The sequence below is a fragment of the Pseudomonas sp. NPDC079367 genome (assembly GCF_044542195.1).
In the GTDB taxonomy this organism is placed as follows: Bacteria; Pseudomonadota; Gammaproteobacteria; order Pseudomonadales; family Pseudomonadaceae; genus Aquipseudomonas.
In genome coordinates this window covers 26,165-41,616 of the sequence record NZ_JBITTW010000048.1, presented here as the reverse complement: position 1 = coordinate 41,616, position 15,452 = coordinate 26,165, and the positions used below count along the sequence as shown (strand labels likewise).

Below are 15,452 nucleotides of genomic sequence, written 5' to 3'. Positions count from 1 at the left end.
GTTCACACTGATGATCCGCATAAATGGCCCCAAAAATCGCGTGCGTGTATGATACACGGCGTCAAGCTAATTAGCTAAATCCGTGGTATTTGGGGTTTTTTTCATGCAAGCGTATCAGCGCGATTTCATTCGTTTTGCCATCGATCGCGGCGTTTTGCGCTTCGGTGAGTTCACCCTGAAGTCCGGGCGCACCAGTCCTTACTTCTTCAACGCCGGCCTGTTCAACTCGGGTTCGGCCCTGGCGCAACTGGGGCGTTTCTACGCTGCCGCCATTGCCGAAAGCGGCATCCCCTTCGACGTTCTATTTGGCCCGGCTTACAAAGGCATTCCGCTGGCGGCGACTACCGCCGTTGCGCTGGCCGAACATCACGGCCGCGACCTGCCATGGTGCTTCAATCGTAAGGAAGCCAAGGCCCACGGCGAGGGTGGAAGCCTGGTCGGCGCACCGCTGACTGGTGAAGTCTTGATCATCGACGATGTGATCACCGCCGGCACCGCCATTCGCGAGGTGATGCAGATCATCGCTTCCCAAGACGGCGCCAAGGCAGCCGGCGTGCTGATCGCGCTGAACCGTCAGGAGCGAGGCAACGGCGAGTTGTCGGCGATCCAGGAAGTCGAGCGCGACTTCGGCATTCCGGTGATCAGCATTGTTTCGCTGAATCAGGTGCTGGAATTCCTCGCCGACGATCCGCAGCTCAAGCAGCACTTGCCAGCCGTCGAAGCCTATCGCGCCCAGTTTGGCGTCTGAGACGAACCTGCAGGAGCTGCCGAAGGCTGCGATCTTTTGATCTTGATCTGGCAAAACAAAATCAAAAGATCGCAGCCTTCGGCAGCTCCTACAGGGGGGGCTAACGCAATTTGCGCCATTTGCCGAGCAGCCTCAGCGCGAGTCCAACATTGACCAGCGCGAATACCAGCAGCGCAGCTACCACCATCACATACAGCGTGCGATCCACATCGAAATCCCACAGATCCAGCGTGCTGCTGCCGATGATGCGAACCGCTGCCGGCAAGTTGACGTAGAACAACGCCACGAAAGCGCACGTCAATGGCAATGCTCGCCAGTAGAAAGCAGCCATCACCTTGTCTCGACTGCGTTTTCGGCCCTGCGAACCCTTTTGATATTGATCCTCAGCCAGCGCTTCGTTGAGCGCCGGCCATGCCAGGTTGAACATGAACGTGGTCAGGGTCAGCAACAAGCCACTGACCGCGACAATGTCACTGAACGGCATTCAAGCCCAGCGTTGCGCAGAGCAATGCGTGGGAATCTTCGCTGATCTCGAACTGTCCGGCGCTGCCCTTTCGCTTGGTGATGGGTTTGAACGTCGGCTCGTTCTGGGTGATGAGCATGTTCAGCTCATCGCGAATCACGTCCGAGCTGATCACCACCAGGAACACGTTTTGCGCATGTTCGGCAGACTCGATCACCGCGCGCATGCTGTGCTGCAGGATGTCGTCGAGCTGGTTGCGAAAGCGTGAAACGGTATTCTTCAGCAGGGTTTTGCTTTGGCTCTGGGTCAGTTGAAAGATCGTCGAGATCTGCGATTCGGTCGGCAGCGTTTGCCCGAAGTAGCTCTGAATCAGATACAGCAGACGATCCTGTTTGGCTTCGTCGGCCCGGCTGGGCATGCCGCCCTCGACCAGCATTTTCAGGTATTCAGTCAGGCTCGCCTTGGCGATCCGCTCCAGTGCGTGGGCGATTTCGGCGTCGCCGATGCGCAAGGTTTTTTTCACCGGCTCCTTCTGTTCCTGCTCGAAAGCGTCGGCGTCGATCGTGAACGAGATCCGCATGGCTCAGGCGCTCCGGGTTATTTGTCGCTGGTTGCTGGATAGGGATCCTGCGGTGCGTCTCCTTGCCCGCGCAGGACTTTCCAGCCCTTGAGAGGATGAGACGCTTGCGTGAAGTCAGGGCAGGGCGGCATCGAAGTTTGCGAGGGGCCTGAATACTCTCGGCCACAGTCCACGCAGGCGTAAGTGCCAGCCGAAATGTCACTGCCGTAAGGAACGCTGTCTTTTTGCATGGGAAGATCTCCACTGAATGAAGGGAAGATCCTAGGGCGATTTGTTCTGGGGGGATGTCGGACGTTTCGCTATGTCGAGTCAGGCGTTTCCTTCGCGGCCAAAAAGATCGCAGCCTGCGGCAACTCCTACAGAAAGCGGGTTCTCGTCTGTACGAAATCCCTGTAGGAGCTGCTGAAGGCTGCGATCTTTTGCTTTCAGCGATTAGCGATCAAGGACGCTTGCGATTGCTGATCAGCGTGCCCACACCGGTGTCGGTGAAGATTTCCAGCAGAATCGCGTTCGGTACACGACCATCGATGATCAACGAACTGCCAACCCCCCCCTGAACAGCTTCCAGTGCGCAGCGGATCTTCGGCAGCATGCCGCCGTAGATCGTGCCGTCGGCAATCAGGTCGTCGACCTGCTGCGTGCTCAGGCCGGTCAGCACGGTGCCCGACTTGTCCATCAAGCCGGCAATGTTGGTCAGCAGCATCAGCTTTTCAGCTTTCAGTGCTTCGGCAACCTTGCCCGCCACCAGATCGGCGTTGATGTTGTAGGACTCGCCGTTCTCACCGACGCCAATCGGCGCGATGACCGGGATGAAGTTGCCTTTGACCAGCAGATTCAACAGCTCGGTATTGATGCCGACGACTTCGCCGACATGGCCGATGTCGATGATTTCCGGCTGGGTCATCTCCGGGGTCTGACGGGAGACGGTGAGCTTCTTCGCCCGGATCAGCCCGGCATCTTTACCGGTCAGGCCGATGGCGCTGCCGCCATGGCGGTTGATCAGGTTAACGATGCTCTTGTTGACCTGACCGCCGAGGACCATTTCCACCACGTCCATGGTCGCGGCGTCGGTGACGCGCATGCCGTCGACGAAATGGCTCTCGATCGACAGACGCTTGAGCAGATCACCGATCTGCGGGCCGCCACCGTGCACGACCACCGGGTTGATGCCCACGGCTTTCATCAGCACGATGTCGCGGGCGAAGCCGGTTTTCAGCTCCTCGCTTTCCATCGCGTTGCCGCCGTATTTGATCACCAGGGTCTTGCCGACATAGCGTCGGATGTAAGGCAGCGCTTCGGACAGGACCTTGGCAGTGTTGGCGGCGGCTTCGCGTTCGAGGGTCATTCAGGGCTCCGGGTGGATCAGAACGGTAGTTGGAGATCAGGTGCAACGCGTTTCAGTTGGGCGTGGAATACATCCTTGATGCGCTGCAATTCAGCCTCGTCATCGGCCTCGAAACGCAGCACCAGCACCGGTGTGGTGTTGGACGCGCGCACCAGGCCCCAGCCTTTGGCGTAATCGACCCGCACGCCGTCGATGGTGGTCAGGTCGGCGCCTTCGCCCCACTGAGCATCGTGCAGTGCATCAATGATGCTGAATTTGCTCTCTTCGGTCACATGGATATTGATCTCCGGCGTGGAAATATCGTTCGGGAAGGTCGCAAACAGCTCTTCCGCAGTGGATTTTTCCTTGCTGAGGATCTCCAGCAGACGTGCGGCGCTGTAGATGCCGTCGTCGAAACCGAACCAGCGCTCCTTGAAGAAGATGTGCCCGCTCATTTCGCCGGCCAACAGCGCGCCGGATTGCTTCATTTTCTTCTTGATCAACGAGTGACCGGTCTTCCACATTAGCGGCCGACCGCCGTATTCCTTGATCAGCGGCACCAGGCGACGGGTGCATTTGACGTCGAAGATGATCTCCGCGTCCGGATTTCGAGCCACTACGTCGCGAGCAAACAGCATCAGCAGGCGATCCGGGTAGACGATGCTGCCGGTGTTGGTCACCACACCGACGCGGTCGCCGTCGCCGTCGAAGGCCAGGCCGATGTCGGCGTTGGTTTCCTTGACCTTGGCGATCAGGTCGACGAGGTTTTCCGGTTTGCCCGGATCCGGGTGATGGTTCGGGAAGTTGCCGTCGACTTCGCAGAACAGCGGGATGACTTCGCAGTTCAGCGCTTCGATCAGTTGCGGAGCGATCACACCGGCCGCGCCGTTGCCGCAGTCGACCACGACTTTCAGACGACGGGCGAGTTTGATGTCCTGGACGATTTCGGTGTTGTAACGGTCGAGGATTTCGACCTGAGTGACGCTGCCCTGGCCAGTGCTCAGGTCATTGTTCTTGATGCGCTCGTGCAGCACCTGGATCTGTTCGTTGGCGAGGGTGTCGCCGGCGATCACGATCTTGAAACCGTTGTAATTCGAAGGGTTGTGGCTACCGGTGAGCATCACCCCGGACTTGCCGGCCAGCACGTTGGCGGCGTAGTACAGCGCTGGCGTTGGTACCAGGCCCACATCGCTGACGTGGCAACCACTTTCGGCGATGCCGCGAATGAGTTCCGCGACCAGTTCCGGGCCAGACAGGCGACCGTCGCGACCGACCGACACATTCGGTTCGCTCTGGGCCAGGCTCTGCGAGCCGATGGCGCGGCCAATCCAGTAAGCGGTTTCACCGTTGAGAAAATCCGGCACGGTGCCGCGAATGTCGTAGGCGCGGAAAATGCTGTCAGGCAGCTTAGGGGCGATTTTGGCGGGGGTGCTCATCTGTGGACATGCTCCATCTCGGAAAGGGCGGGACACGCCGGCGAAATGTTCGACGGCAGGCTCAAACTGAAGGGTATGACGGCGTTTTGCACAGAGAGTTCGTGCTATGAAAGGGCCATGACGCCTCCGCTGGCCGGGCTCGCGACTGGCAAAACCTTGATTTTCCGCGCTTAACCGTTCAAGCGAATCTGTACAAATTTCCGTGAAGGAGCTGCCGCAGGCTGGGATCTTTTGATCTTGATCTTGAAAAAACAAAGTCAAAAGATCGCAGCCTGCGGCAGCTCCTACAGGGGATATTCAGTTACTTGGTGCCAGTGTGGCCAAAGCCGCCGGTGCCACGCTCGGTCTCGACGAACTCTTCAACCATTTCAAAGTGAGCCTGCACCACCGGTACCAGCACCAATTGCGCCAGGCGTTCGCCGACGGTCATGGTGAAGTCGCTCTGGCCGCGGTTCCAGCAGGACACCATCAGCGGGCCTTGGTAGTCGGAGTCGATCAGGCCGACCAGATTGCCCAGGACGATGCCGTGTTTATGGCCCATGCCGGAGCGCGGCAGGATCAGTGCAGCGAGATTCGGGTCGCCGATGTAGACCGACAGGCCGGTGGGAATCAGCACGGTTTCACCCGGCTTGATCACGGTGTCCTGATCGAGCATGGCGCGCAGGTCGAGGCCGGCGGAGCCCGGCGTGGCGTATTGCGGCAGCGGGAAGTCGGTGCCGATGCGTGGATCGAGGATCTTGGCTTGCAAAGCGTGCATGTAAATTAAACCTGGTTCAGACGTTCGGCGATAAAAGTGACCAGTTGGCGAGCAATCTTGCTCTTGCTGGTTTGGGCGAAAACCGTGGCGTGCAGCTCACGGTCGATGACGCTGCAGGCGTTCTCTTCACTGTTGAAGCCGATGCTCGGGTTGGCGACGTCGTTGGCGACGATCAAATCGAGATTCTTGTCCTTCAGCTTGCGTGCAGCGTAGTCGAGCAGGTGTTCGGTTTCGGCGGCGAAGCCGACACTGAACGGACGGTCGGGACGGGTCGCGATGGTGGCGAGGATGTCCGGGTTGCGCACCATTTGCAGGACGAAGCCGTCCCCGCTCGTAGGATCTTTCTTGAGTTTATGTGGCGCGACGACTTCCGGCCGGTAGTCCGCCACCGCAGCCGACGAGATGAACACGTCGCATGGCATGGCCGATTCGCAGGCGGCGAGCATGTCGCGGGCGCTGACCACGTCGATCCGCGTTACACGATCTGGCGTCGGCAAGTGCACCGGGCCGCTGATCAAAGTGACGCGGGCGCCGGCTTCCACGGCCGCTTCGGCGAGGGCAAAGCCCATCTTGCCGGAGCTGTGGTTGGTGATGTAGCGCACTGGGTCGATGTTTTCCTGGGTGGGGCCGGCGGTGATCACCACATGCTTGCCGGTCAGGGCCAGGCGCTGGAAGCAATCGGCGGCGAGCAGCGCCAGATCGGTGGCCTCCATCATGCGGCCCATGCCGACGTCGCCGCAGGCCTGGCTGCCGGACGCCGGGCCGAAGGTCTTCAGGCCACGGCTTTCCAGCAGTTGCAGGTTGGCCTGAGTGGCCGGGTCGCGCCACATCGCCTGATTCATCGCCGGCGCGACGGCCACGACGGCATCGGTGGCCAGCACCAGCGTGGTCAGCAAATCGTTGGCGATGCCTTGCGCCAGGCGCGCAATCAGGTCGGCGGTGGCCGGGGCGATCAGCACCAGATCGGCCCACTTCGCCAGCTCGATATGGCCCATCGCGGCTTCGGCGGCCGGGTCGAGCAAGTCGAGGTGCACCGGGTGGCCCGACAGGGCCTGCATGGTCAGCGGGGTAATGAACTCGGCGCCGCCATGGGTCATGACCACGCGCACTTCAGCGCCCTGGTCGATAAGGCGGCGAACCAGATCGGCGCTCTTGTAGGCCGCAATGCCGCCGCCGACGCCCAGAACGATGCGTTTCCGATACAGCCGCTGCATAGGTCTGCCTTTCATTTCGTTGATGACTGCGGCGCGATGCCCCTCCCCAGGGTTGAATCGACCGCCAAAAAGATGGGCTACGATATCACAGCGACCGCTACGGAACAGCGGCGCCCACAGACAGGGAGTGTGTATGAGTATTCGCGATTGGCCGGCGGCGGAACGGCCGCGGGAGAGGTTGTTGGAGCATGGAGCGGGGAGCCTCTCGGACTCTGAGTTACTGGCGATTTTTCTGCGCACCGGATTGCCCGGGAAAAGCGCTGTGGACCTCGCCAGACATCTGCTGACGCAATTCGGCAGCCTGCGTTTATTGCTCGAGGCCGATCAGGACGCATTCAGCAAACAAATGGGCCTCGGCCCTGCCAAATTCGCCCAACTGCAAGCCGCTCAGGAAATGAGCAAGCGCCATCTGGCCGAACGCTCACGGCAGAAACCGGCACTGGAAAACCCTCAAGTCGTTCGCGACTACCTCAAGGCGATGCTGCGGCATGAGCCGCACGAGGTGTTCGGCTGTCTGTTTCTCGATTCGAAACATCAGGTGCTGAATTTCGAGGCGCTGTTTCGCGGCTCGATCGACAACACCAGCGTGCATCCCCGAGAAGTGGTGAAACGCGCGCTGGCCAATAACGCAGCGGCGGTGATCCTTTGCCATAACCATCCGTCCGGCAACACCGATCCGAGTCAGGCGGATCGGCTGCTGACCAAGCGCCTGCGGCAGGCCCTGGAGTTGATTGACGTGCGGGTGCTTGATCACTTCATCGTCGGCGATGGCGAACCGCTGTCGATGGCGGAGTGTGGCTGGATGTAAAGGGACAGCGGCAAGTATCGAGCTACAAGCGGCAAGCCAGAGCCGTGCGCGGTCGGCTCTAGCTTGAGGCTTGCCGCCTAGGGCTTGAGGCTGATTCTGGAATAGTCTTGCCGACCGAACGGGCTCACCGAATAGCCTTTGATGTCCTTGCGCGTCAGGGCATACGCCGTCGGGTGCGCCAGCGGCAGCCATAATGCCTGCTGCTGAATCTGCGCCTGTGCCTGTTCATACAGCTTGGTACGTACGCCTTGTTCGCTGGTGGTCTTGCCGGCGCTGATCAGCTTGTCCAGATCGGCGTTGCAGTACCGCGCGAAGTTGGTGCCGGATTTGACCGCCGCGCAGGAAAATTGCGGGGTGAGGAAATTGTCCGGGTCGCCATTGTCGCCAGCCCAGCCCATGAACAGCAGGTCATGCTCACCGGCCTTGGCGCGACGAATCAGTTCGCCCCATTCGATCACGCGGATCTCGGCCTGAATGCCGATCTCGGCCAGATCCGACTGCAGCATTTGCGCGCCGAGGCTCGGGTTCGGGTTGAGCAGGCTACCCGATGGACGCGTCCAGATCGTGGTCTGAAAGCCGTCCTTCAATCCGGCCTTGGCCAGCAGCGCCTTGGCTTTGGCCACGTCGTGCGGATAGCCCGGCAGGTTCTTCGCGTAGCTCCAGGTGTTCGGCGGGTACGGGCCGTTGGCAGCCTCGGCGGTGTCTTCGAACACGGCTTTGATGTAGTTGGTCTTGTCGAAGGCAAGGTTGATCGCCTGGCGCACTTCTGGCTTGTCCAGTGGTGGATGCTGACTGTTGATGCCCACGAATGCGGTCATGAACGCGTCAGTCTTTTCGACTTTCAGTGTCGGTTCTTTCAGCGCGGCCTGTACGTCGAGTGGTTTCGGCGACAGGGCGATCTGGCATTCATTGCGCCGCAGTTTTTGCAGGCGTACGTTGGCGTCTGGCGTGATAGCGAAGATCAGCGGGTCGACGGCAGGCTTGCCATGGAAATAGTCGGGATTGGCCTTGTAGCGGATCGCCGCGTCCTTTTGGAAACGATTGAACACGAACGGCCCAGTGCCGATCGGCTGGCTGTTGAGCTTTTCGGTAGCGCCAGCCTTCATCAGTTTGTCGGCGTATTCGGCGGAGTAGATTGAGGCGAAACCCATACTCAGGGTCGCGAGGAAGGTCGAGTCCGGATGATCAAGTGTGAAACGCACAGTAAGCGGGTCGAGGGCGTCGATCTTCTTGATCAGGCTCGGCAGCTGCATCGATTGCGCATGCGGGAAGCCGCTCTGGGCGACTTTGTGCCACGGATTGGCCGGGTCGAGCATGCGGTCGAAGCTGAATTTGACGTCTTCAGCACTCAGCTCGCGGCTCGGCTTGAAATAATCGGTGGTATGAAACTTCACCTGCGGGTGCAGTTTGAACACGTACGTCAGACCATCAGTGCTGACTTCCCAGCTATCGGCCAGGCTCGGGATGACCTTGCCGCTGGCGGTGTCGAAATCCACCAGACGGTTCATCAGCACATCGGCCGAGGCATTAGTGGTCGTCAGCGAGTTGTACTGCACCACGTCGAACCCTTCAGGGCTGGCCTCGGTACACACGCTCAGCGCGGCGGCCTGGGCGAGGGGGCTCAGCAGGAGCGGGACGAGCAACAGGGGTAGGGCAGCGAGGCGCATGGTCGGTTTCCTTTACAGATCGAAGGCCCATCTGCAAGTGCAGTCTGGAAAAGTCCTACCCTAGAGCTCTGAATTGCAAATGACTATCCCCTTTTTGCATTTTCAGGCGCAGTCTTGTGCGGTTTCGAGCACCGATGGCGAGATGAAAAGTCTGAAAGGCCTGTAGGGGCGGATTTCTGCGACGAGTGGTCAAAACCGGCCGCAGCCTTTGCCCAAGGCGTCTGCGGCGGAAAAAATCGCCCTTTTGCCGATTGATTGCACACCGATTGTTGTTGCACCCCAGTCTTTCTGGTATAAAGCAGCGCTCTTTTCTAGGGGCCCGGTTCCTTCACTGTAGGTGTAGCCGGTAAGACCTCTAAAGAAACGCGGCGCCTGGCGCCAAATGACTGAGAGATTAAGCGGCCAACCCATGCCGGGTTGGGCATGTGGTTTTAGAGGGCTGAGGCATGTCGAGAGTATGTCAAGTTAGCTTTTTGGGTGAGGTGACTGGGTATAACATTTCCGACGCAAACAACTAAACCCGTCTTCGTTTCCTGCCGAACCTGCAGCATCACCGCTTCTGGGTTGAAGAAGAGAAACGTTTTGTGCGTCTGCGCGTATCTGCCAAAGGCATGCGTATCATCGACAAGCGTGGCATCACTGTCGTGCTCGCCGAACTTCGCCGCGATGGCAAGATTTAAGGGAGCTAATCATGCGTGAATTGATTCGTTTGATCTCGAGCGCCGGTACTGGTCACTTCTACACTACCGACAAGAACAAGCGTACTACTCCGGACAAAATCGAGATCAAGAAATATGATCCGGTTGTTCGCAAGCACGTGATGTACAAGGAAGGCAAAATCAAGTAATTGATTTTTCCTGACTTACGAAAAAGGCCCGTATCTTACGATACGGGCCTTTTTTGTTTGTCCGTGTCTGGACAGTGCTCACAGGTCAGCCGCAATCCAGATGAGTGATTTTCAGATCCAGATCGGTCTGGATGCGCAAGCGATTGTTCTGGTGCTGGCGATCAAGCGAGTTGACCACCACGCTGGTGGCGCGCGCCTGCTTGCGAACCTCTTCTTTGACGGCAAACGTCAGAAACTGGCCTATAAATTCCTGCGCCCAGCGTGTGTTGCAGCGCTGAGATGACGGTTCGCCCTGGGCTGATGCCTGCGCGGCGAGCAGCAGCACGCCGGTCAGGATGCCGGTTTTCAGATACTTGATCATTGGAGTCGCTTCCTTGTGATTGATGCTGTCGAGCCTCTTTGTTCGAGACCGGTTGCAGCATCCGGCACAATCCACGACGACGTGCAGTAGTTATTTATATCGTTAAGGATCCGGGTCGACAAAAGGCGTTGACCTGTCTGGTAGCTATCGTCACCGCCTGTGTCGAATCAGGCCTTTTGTTCAAAAATCACATAAATCTTGCGGCAAGCCTCCAGCACTTCCCAGGTCCCGCGAAACCCAGCCGGAATCACAAAGCGATCGCCCACCCGTAAGGTCTTGGCATTGCCATCGCTGTCACGCAATACCGAAACCCCCTGCAGAATCTCGCAGTATTCATGCTCGGTGTAATTCACCGTCCACTGACCTACTGCGCCTTCCCACACGCCAACGCCCATCTGTCCGCAAGGGCTGTCGTATTGATGAAACACCGCCTGCTCAGGGTCACCTTTGAGCACTTTCGCCGGGTCCGGGCGATAGCGCTCGGCTTCGCTGCTGGCGAGGCTGATGTCGACGACGTTCTGGATGTTCATTGTTGTTTTCTCCGCTAATGACGGCGCGTTGGCTGGAATGGCCCAAAGTCTATGTTTATTAAAATGAACACCGCAAGGCCGTATGGCCAGCTTATGTCAAATATATTGAAACAAACCCGGTCGCTGGTTTAGGGTGGCGGGTGCCTCGGGCCGAAAGTGCAGGCTGGCCGGGCAGAATTCTTGAACAGCGCCGCAGTGCTTGCGGTGCTCGTATTCAATAAGAGGAGGACACCCGAATGACCACCCTGACTCGTGCCGACTGGGAACAACGCGCCCGCGATCTGAAAATCGAAGGCCGCGCCTTCCTGAACGGCGAATACACCGACGCCGTCTCCGGTGAAACTTTCGAATGCATCAGCCCGGTCGATGGCCGTCTGCTCGGCAAGATTGCCAGCTGTGATGCCGCCGATGCTGACCGTGCCGTCGAAAACGCCCGTGCTACGTTCAATTCCGGTGTCTGGTCGCGCCTGGCGCCGACCAAACGCAAAGCCACCATGATCCGCTTCGCCAGCCTGCTCAAGCAGCATGCCGAAGAGCTGGCACTGCTGGAAACCCTCGACATGGGCAAGCCGATCAGCGATTCGCTGTACATCGACGTGCCGGGCGCGGCGCAGGCGTTGAGCTGGAGCGGTGAAGCGATCGACAAGATCTACGACGAAGTCGCCGCGACCCCCCATGACCAGTTGGGTCTGGTGACTCGTGAGCCCGTTGGGGTGGTCGGCGCTATCGTGCCGTGGAACTTCCCGTTGATGATGGCCTGCTGGAAACTCGGCCCGGCGCTGTCGACCGGTAACTCGGTGATCCTCAAACCGTCGGAAAAATCGCCGCTGACGGCCATCCGCATTGCTGCGCTGGCCGTTGAAGCCGGGATTCCGAAAGGCGTGCTCAACGTGCTGCCGGGCTACGGCCACACTGTCGGCAAGGCGCTGGGTCTGCACAATGATGTCGATACGCTGGTGTTTACCGGTTCGACCAAGATTGCCAAGCAGTTGATGGTCTACGCCGGCGAATCGAACATGAAGCGTGTCTGGCTGGAAGCCGGTGGCAAGAGCCCGAACATCGTCTTCGCCGATGCGCCGGACCTGCAGGCCGCCGCTGAATCCGCTGCCAGCGCCATCGCTTTCAACCAGGGCGAAGTGTGCACCGCCGGTTCGCGTCTGCTGGTCGAGCGTTCGATCAAGGACAAATTCCTGCCGATGGTGATCGAAGCGCTGAAAACCTGGAAGCCCGGCAATCCGCTCGACCCGGCGACCAACGTCGGCGCTCTGGTCGATACCCAGCAGATGAACACCGTGCTGTCGTACATCGAGTCCGGCCATAGCGATGGTGCCAAACTGGTCGCCGGCGGCAAGCGCATCCTCCAGGAAACCGGCGGCACCTACGTCGAGCCAACCATTTTTGATGGTGTGAGCAATGCGATGAAGATTGCCCAGGAAGAGATTTTCGGCCCGGTGTTGTCGGTGATCGCTTTCGATAGCGCCGAAGAAGCCATCCAGATCGCCAACGACACGCCATACGGCCTGGCCGCAGCGGTATGGACCCAGGACATCTCCAAGGCGCATCTGACCGCCAAGGCCCTGCGCGCCGGCAGCGTGTGGGTCAACCAGTACGATGGCGGCGACATGACCGCCCCGTTCGGTGGCTTCAAACAGTCGGGCAACGGTCGCGACAAATCGCTGCATGCGTTCGACAAGTACACCGAACTGAAGGCGACGTGGATCAAGCTGTAAGCTGATCAGGGAGTCTGGTTGGCTCAGGCTCCCGAACCATACAGAGATCCCCTGTGGGAGCGGGCTTGCTCGCGAAGGCGGTTTATCAGTCAGCAGATCTGCTGGATGTGAAACCGTATTCGCGAGCAAGCCCGCTCCCACACTGGTTTTGTGGTGCACATAAAACAATCCACAGGAGCGTGGAACATGCGGTGGGCGACGTATTTCGCCGTGTTGGCGTCTGTCTTGAGTGTCGGCCTGGCCCTGGGGGTCAGCATGCCGCTGGTGTCGTTGCGTCTGGAGGGCTGGGGCTACGGCTCGTTCGCCATCGGTGTGATGGCAGCCATGCCGGCAATCGGTGTGCTGCTGGGGGCGAAGATTTCCAGCCATCTCGCCGCGTATTTCGGCACGGCGAACCTGATGCGTCTGTGCCTGTGGGCCGGGGCACTGTCGATCGGCCTGTTGGCGCTGCTGCCGAGTTATCCGATCTGGTTGCTGCTGCGCCTGCTGATCGGGGTGATCCTGACCATCGTGTTCATCCTCGGCGAGAGCTGGATCAATCAACTGGTGGTCGAGCAGTGGCGCGGACGTCTGGTAGCGCTGTATGGCAGCAGCTATGCGCTGAGTCAACTGTCTGGCCCGTTGCTGCTCGGGGCGCTTGGCACCGAGCATGATTACGGTTTCTGGGTCGGGGTCGGTCTGCTGACGCTCTCGCCTTTCTTGCTGTTGGGGCGCAGCGGCGCGCCGAGCAGTGAGGCCAACAGCGTGACCTTTGGCGATCTGTGGGGCTTTGCCTGCGAGTTGCCGGCGATTGCCTGGGCGGTGTCGTTGTTCGCCGCGTTCGAGGCGATGATCCTGACGTTGCTGCCGGTGTATTGCCTGCAACAGGGGTTCACCGCCGAAATCGCTCTGGCCATGGTCAGCACCGTGGTGGTCGGCGATGCGCTGCTGCAATTGCCGATTGGCGCGTTGGCCGATTATCTGTCGCGGCGCACGCTGTTCGCCGGGTGCGCGGTGGTGTTGATGCTGTCGAGCCTGGCCATTCCGATGTTGCTCGACACGCTGCTGATCTGGCCGTTGTGGGTGCTGTTCGGCGCCAGTGCCGGCGGCTTGTTTACCTTGTCACTGATTCTGATTGGCGAGCGTTATCGAGACGATGCGCTGGTGCGTGCCAATGCGCATATCGCCCAGTTGTGGGGTGTCGGCTGTCTGGTCGGGCCACTGGCGGCGGGGGCGGGCAGTCAGTGGATCAACGGGCATGCATTGCCGCTGTTGATGGCGGCCGGGGCTTTTGGCCTGGTGCTTTTGTTGTTGCGCCAGGGGGCCTTTGGCACAACGCAGACTGCTTGAGAGCAAAAGATCGCAGCCTTCGGCAGCTCCTGCAGTAGGAATGCATATCTCCTGCAGGAGCTGCCGAAGGCTGCGATCTTTTTGCTTTTTACAGCATCCGCTCCAGGCCTACGCTGGTGCTGAACCACGAGTTGAAGCGCCGCCACCAGCTCCCCGGTTCCTTGGTCAGCGTGTGCATCTGGCCGTTGTCTTCGGTGACCCAGACGACCTGGCCGTCCTCCAGTTTCGCCTGATAACTCAGGGTCGGCGCCATGCCTTGCAGCGCCAGTGCGCGCACGTGTTCGGCCAGTTCCGGGCTGTCGACCAGCACGCCGACCTCGGTGTTCCACAGCACCGAGCGCGGGTCAAAATTGAACGAGCCGATAAACGATTTGCGCCGGTCGAAGATCATCGCCTTGCTGTGCAGGCTGGAATCCGAACCGCGAAACGACTTGCTGTAGAACACCCGCGGGCCGCTGCCATAGTTATCCCCAGGCTGGCGGCGCAGTTCATAGAGTTTCACCCCGTGTTCAAGCAGAGCCTTGCGATAGGGCGCGTAACCGCCGTGCACCGCCGGCACGTCGGTGGCCTCCAGCGAATTGGTCAGCAGGTTCACGGAGACCCCGGCATCGGCGCGCCCGGTCAGGTAGACCAGCCCCGGCTGACCGGGCACGAAGTACGCGGAAATCATGATCAGCTCTTTGCTGACACCGGTCAGTTCCGGCGCCAGTTGCGTGGTCAGCAGCAGGTGGGGATCAGGCTCGCCTTTGGACAGCACCTTGCTCGGCGCATCCCACAAGGCCTGATTCCACGCCCAGATCAGCTCTTTGCGCCAGATGTCCATGCGCGGATCGGTGGTGAATTTCATCAGCTGCTGATACAGCCCGTGGTTCTGCTTGCGGGTTTCTTCCAGCGACTCTTCCAGGCGCGTGCGGGTGTTTTGCAGGTCGGCGGCGGTCGGTTGGCTGGAGAGAAATTCCTCGATCGGCTTGCTCAGCGCGCTGTTCCAGTACTGGTCGAAACTGTGCCCGAGCTGCTCGGCGACCGGGCCGATGCTGAGCATGTCGATGTCGGTGAAATTCAGATTGGGTTCGGCGTCGAAATATTCATCGCCCAGATTGCGCCCGCCGACGATGGCGGCGCTGTTGTCCGCCAACCACAGCTTGTTGTGCATGCGCCGGTGCTGCACGGACAGATTGAACAGTCGCCCGGCCGCGCGTGTTACGCCGGTGCTGCGCCCCAGGTGCAATGGATTGAACAGGCGGATCTGAATCTGCGGATGCGCTGCCAGGGTCGCGATGATCTGGTCGAGGCCGTCGCTGGTGGTGTCATCGAGCAGGATGCGCACGCGCACGCCACGGTCGGCCGCCTTCAGCACTTCCTCCACCAGCATCCGCGTGCTGATGCCGTCATGGACGATGTAGTACTGCAAGTCGAGGCTGACCTGAGCATGGCGAATCAGCTCGGCCCGGGCGGTAAAGGCCTCGCCGCTATCGGAGAGCAGGCGAAACCCCGATTGCCCTTGGTAGGGCGCGGCCTGAGCCTGAATTGAACGGCCGAAGCTGGATTGCGACGCCGGCAGGGCCTGGCTCGGTTCGCGCGGTACATCAAGGCTGGCGCAGCCGCTGAGGAACGAGGCGAGTATCAGTAAAGCGAGTAGGGGCTGTCTGAAGCTCACG

General features: G+C 59.8%; 14 protein-coding genes and 2 pseudogenes. 6 read left to right on the top strand and 10 right to left on the bottom strand.

Features of this window, described 5'->3' with window-relative positions; translation table 11 throughout:
- The first annotated feature begins 103 nt into the window (after positions 1 to 103).
- The gene (gene pyrE / locus ACIGDJ_RS25445; protein ID WP_101161636.1) at positions 104 to 748 is read left to right on the top strand and encodes an orotate phosphoribosyltransferase; all 645 of its coding nucleotides are present in this window, start codon (positions 104 to 106) and stop codon (positions 746 to 748) included.
- A 100-nt stretch (positions 749 to 848) separates the two neighbouring features.
- Here the strand turns inward: pyrE and ACIGDJ_RS25440 are convergent, their stop codons facing one another.
- The 6 genes and pseudogenes from ACIGDJ_RS25440 to coaBC form a co-directional block, all read right to left on the bottom strand.
- Positions 849 to 1,232: a hypothetical protein gene (locus ACIGDJ_RS25440; RefSeq protein WP_101161634.1), complete on the bottom strand. Its 384-nt coding sequence runs from the start codon at positions 1,230 to 1,232 to the stop codon at positions 849 to 851.
- Positions 1,219 to 1,791, bottom strand: coding sequence for a hypothetical protein (locus ACIGDJ_RS25435; protein ID WP_101161632.1), 573 nt, complete (start codon positions 1,789 to 1,791; stop codon positions 1,219 to 1,221). Before ACIGDJ_RS25435 ends, ACIGDJ_RS25440 begins: the two co-directional genes overlap by 14 nt.
- Positions 1,792 to 2,230: 439 nt before the next feature.
- Positions 2,231 to 3,136 (bottom strand): acetylglutamate kinase, encoded by a 906-nt coding sequence (gene argB, locus ACIGDJ_RS25430; RefSeq protein WP_016772548.1) that lies wholly within the window; start codon positions 3,134 to 3,136, stop codon positions 2,231 to 2,233.
- Positions 3,137 to 3,153: 17 nt separating this feature from the next.
- A pseudogene (locus ACIGDJ_RS25425) lies at positions 3,154 to 4,557 on the bottom strand (phosphomannomutase/phosphoglucomutase); the annotation flags it as partial.
- Between the two features lie 295 nt (positions 4,558 to 4,852).
- A complete protein-coding gene (gene dut / locus ACIGDJ_RS25420; RefSeq protein WP_208939256.1) occupies positions 4,853 to 5,308 on the bottom strand; it encodes a dUTP diphosphatase in 456 nt (151 codons plus the stop codon).
- A gap of 5 nt (positions 5,309 to 5,313) precedes the next feature.
- Positions 5,314 to 6,522: a bifunctional phosphopantothenoylcysteine decarboxylase/phosphopantothenate--cysteine ligase CoaBC gene (gene coaBC, locus ACIGDJ_RS25415; RefSeq protein ID WP_039757372.1), complete on the bottom strand. Its 1,209-nt coding sequence runs from the start codon at positions 6,520 to 6,522 to the stop codon at positions 5,314 to 5,316.
- Between the two features lie 133 nt (positions 6,523 to 6,655).
- Here coaBC and radC point away from each other — a divergent pair, with 133 nt between their 5' ends.
- Positions 6,656 to 7,330 (top strand): DNA repair protein RadC, encoded by a 675-nt coding sequence (gene radC, locus ACIGDJ_RS25410; protein WP_312999792.1) that lies wholly within the window; start codon positions 6,656 to 6,658, stop codon positions 7,328 to 7,330.
- A gap of 77 nt (positions 7,331 to 7,407) precedes the next feature.
- Here radC and ACIGDJ_RS25405 read toward each other — a convergent pair whose 3' ends face one another.
- Positions 7,408 to 8,997, bottom strand: a complete 1,590-nt coding sequence (locus ACIGDJ_RS25405; RefSeq protein ID WP_101161624.1) for an ABC transporter substrate-binding protein — start codon at positions 8,995 to 8,997, stop codon at positions 7,408 to 7,410.
- A 446-nt stretch (positions 8,998 to 9,443) separates the two neighbouring features.
- Here ACIGDJ_RS25405 and rpmB point away from each other — a divergent pair.
- Positions 9,444 to 9,677, top strand: a pseudogene (rpmB, locus tag ACIGDJ_RS25400) (50S ribosomal protein L28).
- 11 nt (positions 9,678 to 9,688) lie between these two features.
- Positions 9,689 to 9,844: a 50S ribosomal protein L33 gene (gene rpmG, locus ACIGDJ_RS25395; protein WP_016772554.1), complete on the top strand. Its 156-nt coding sequence runs from the start codon at positions 9,689 to 9,691 to the stop codon at positions 9,842 to 9,844.
- Between the two features lie 85 nt (positions 9,845 to 9,929).
- Here the strand turns inward: rpmG and ACIGDJ_RS25390 are convergent, their stop codons facing one another.
- The gene (locus ACIGDJ_RS25390) at positions 9,930 to 10,205 is read right to left on the bottom strand and encodes a peptidase inhibitor (RefSeq protein ID WP_312999790.1); all 276 of its coding nucleotides are present in this window, start codon (positions 10,203 to 10,205) and stop codon (positions 9,930 to 9,932) included.
- Positions 10,206 to 10,372: 167 nt separating this feature from the next.
- Positions 10,373 to 10,735, bottom strand: coding sequence for a cupin domain-containing protein (locus ACIGDJ_RS25385; RefSeq protein WP_101161619.1), 363 nt, complete (start codon positions 10,733 to 10,735; stop codon positions 10,373 to 10,375).
- 236 nt (positions 10,736 to 10,971) lie between these two features.
- Here ACIGDJ_RS25385 and ACIGDJ_RS25380 point away from each other — a divergent pair, with 236 nt between their 5' ends.
- Together ACIGDJ_RS25380 and ACIGDJ_RS25375 are read left to right on the top strand one after the other, a co-directional pair.
- A complete protein-coding gene (locus ACIGDJ_RS25380; protein ID WP_397479974.1) occupies positions 10,972 to 12,465 on the top strand; it encodes an aldehyde dehydrogenase in 1,494 nt (497 codons plus the stop codon).
- 186 nt (positions 12,466 to 12,651) lie between these two features.
- Positions 12,652 to 13,794, top strand: a complete 1,143-nt coding sequence (locus ACIGDJ_RS25375; protein ID WP_397479973.1) for an MFS transporter — start codon at positions 12,652 to 12,654, stop codon at positions 13,792 to 13,794.
- 88 nt (positions 13,795 to 13,882) lie between these two features.
- Here the strand turns inward: ACIGDJ_RS25375 and ACIGDJ_RS25370 are convergent, their stop codons facing one another.
- On the bottom strand, positions 13,883 to 15,451 hold the full coding sequence (locus ACIGDJ_RS25370; protein ID WP_101161613.1) for a phospholipase D family protein: 1,569 nt from the start codon (positions 15,449 to 15,451) through the stop codon (positions 13,883 to 13,885).
- Position 15,452 lies beyond the last annotated feature (1 nt).

Coding starts and splice junctions, on each gene's coding strand:
- pyrE (WP_101161636.1), top strand. CDS start 104: ATGCAAGCGTATCAGCGCGATTTCATTCGTTTTGCCATCGATCGCGGC.
- ACIGDJ_RS25440 (WP_101161634.1), bottom strand. CDS start 1,232: ATGCCGTTCAGTGACATTGTCGCGGTCAGTGGCTTGTTGCTGACCCTG.
- ACIGDJ_RS25435 (WP_101161632.1), bottom strand. CDS start 1,791: ATGCGGATCTCGTTCACGATCGACGCCGACGCTTTCGAGCAGGAACAG.
- argB (WP_016772548.1), bottom strand. CDS start 3,136: ATGACCCTCGAACGCGAAGCCGCCGCCAACACTGCCAAGGTCCTGTCC.
- dut (WP_208939256.1), bottom strand. CDS start 5,308: ATGCACGCTTTGCAAGCCAAGATCCTCGATCCACGCATCGGCACCGAC.
- coaBC (WP_039757372.1), bottom strand. CDS start 6,522: ATGCAGCGGCTGTATCGGAAACGCATCGTTCTGGGCGTCGGCGGCGGC.
- radC (WP_312999792.1), top strand. CDS start 6,656: ATGAGTATTCGCGATTGGCCGGCGGCGGAACGGCCGCGGGAGAGGTTG.
- ACIGDJ_RS25405 (WP_101161624.1), bottom strand. CDS start 8,997: ATGCGCCTCGCTGCCCTACCCCTGTTGCTCGTCCCGCTCCTGCTGAGC.
- rpmG (WP_016772554.1), top strand. CDS start 9,689: ATGCGTGAATTGATTCGTTTGATCTCGAGCGCCGGTACTGGTCACTTC.
- ACIGDJ_RS25390 (WP_312999790.1), bottom strand. CDS start 10,205: ATGATCAAGTATCTGAAAACCGGCATCCTGACCGGCGTGCTGCTGCTC.
- ACIGDJ_RS25385 (WP_101161619.1), bottom strand. CDS start 10,735: ATGAACATCCAGAACGTCGTCGACATCAGCCTCGCCAGCAGCGAAGCC.
- ACIGDJ_RS25380 (WP_397479974.1), top strand. CDS start 10,972: ATGACCACCCTGACTCGTGCCGACTGGGAACAACGCGCCCGCGATCTG.
- ACIGDJ_RS25375 (WP_397479973.1), top strand. CDS start 12,652: ATGCGGTGGGCGACGTATTTCGCCGTGTTGGCGTCTGTCTTGAGTGTC.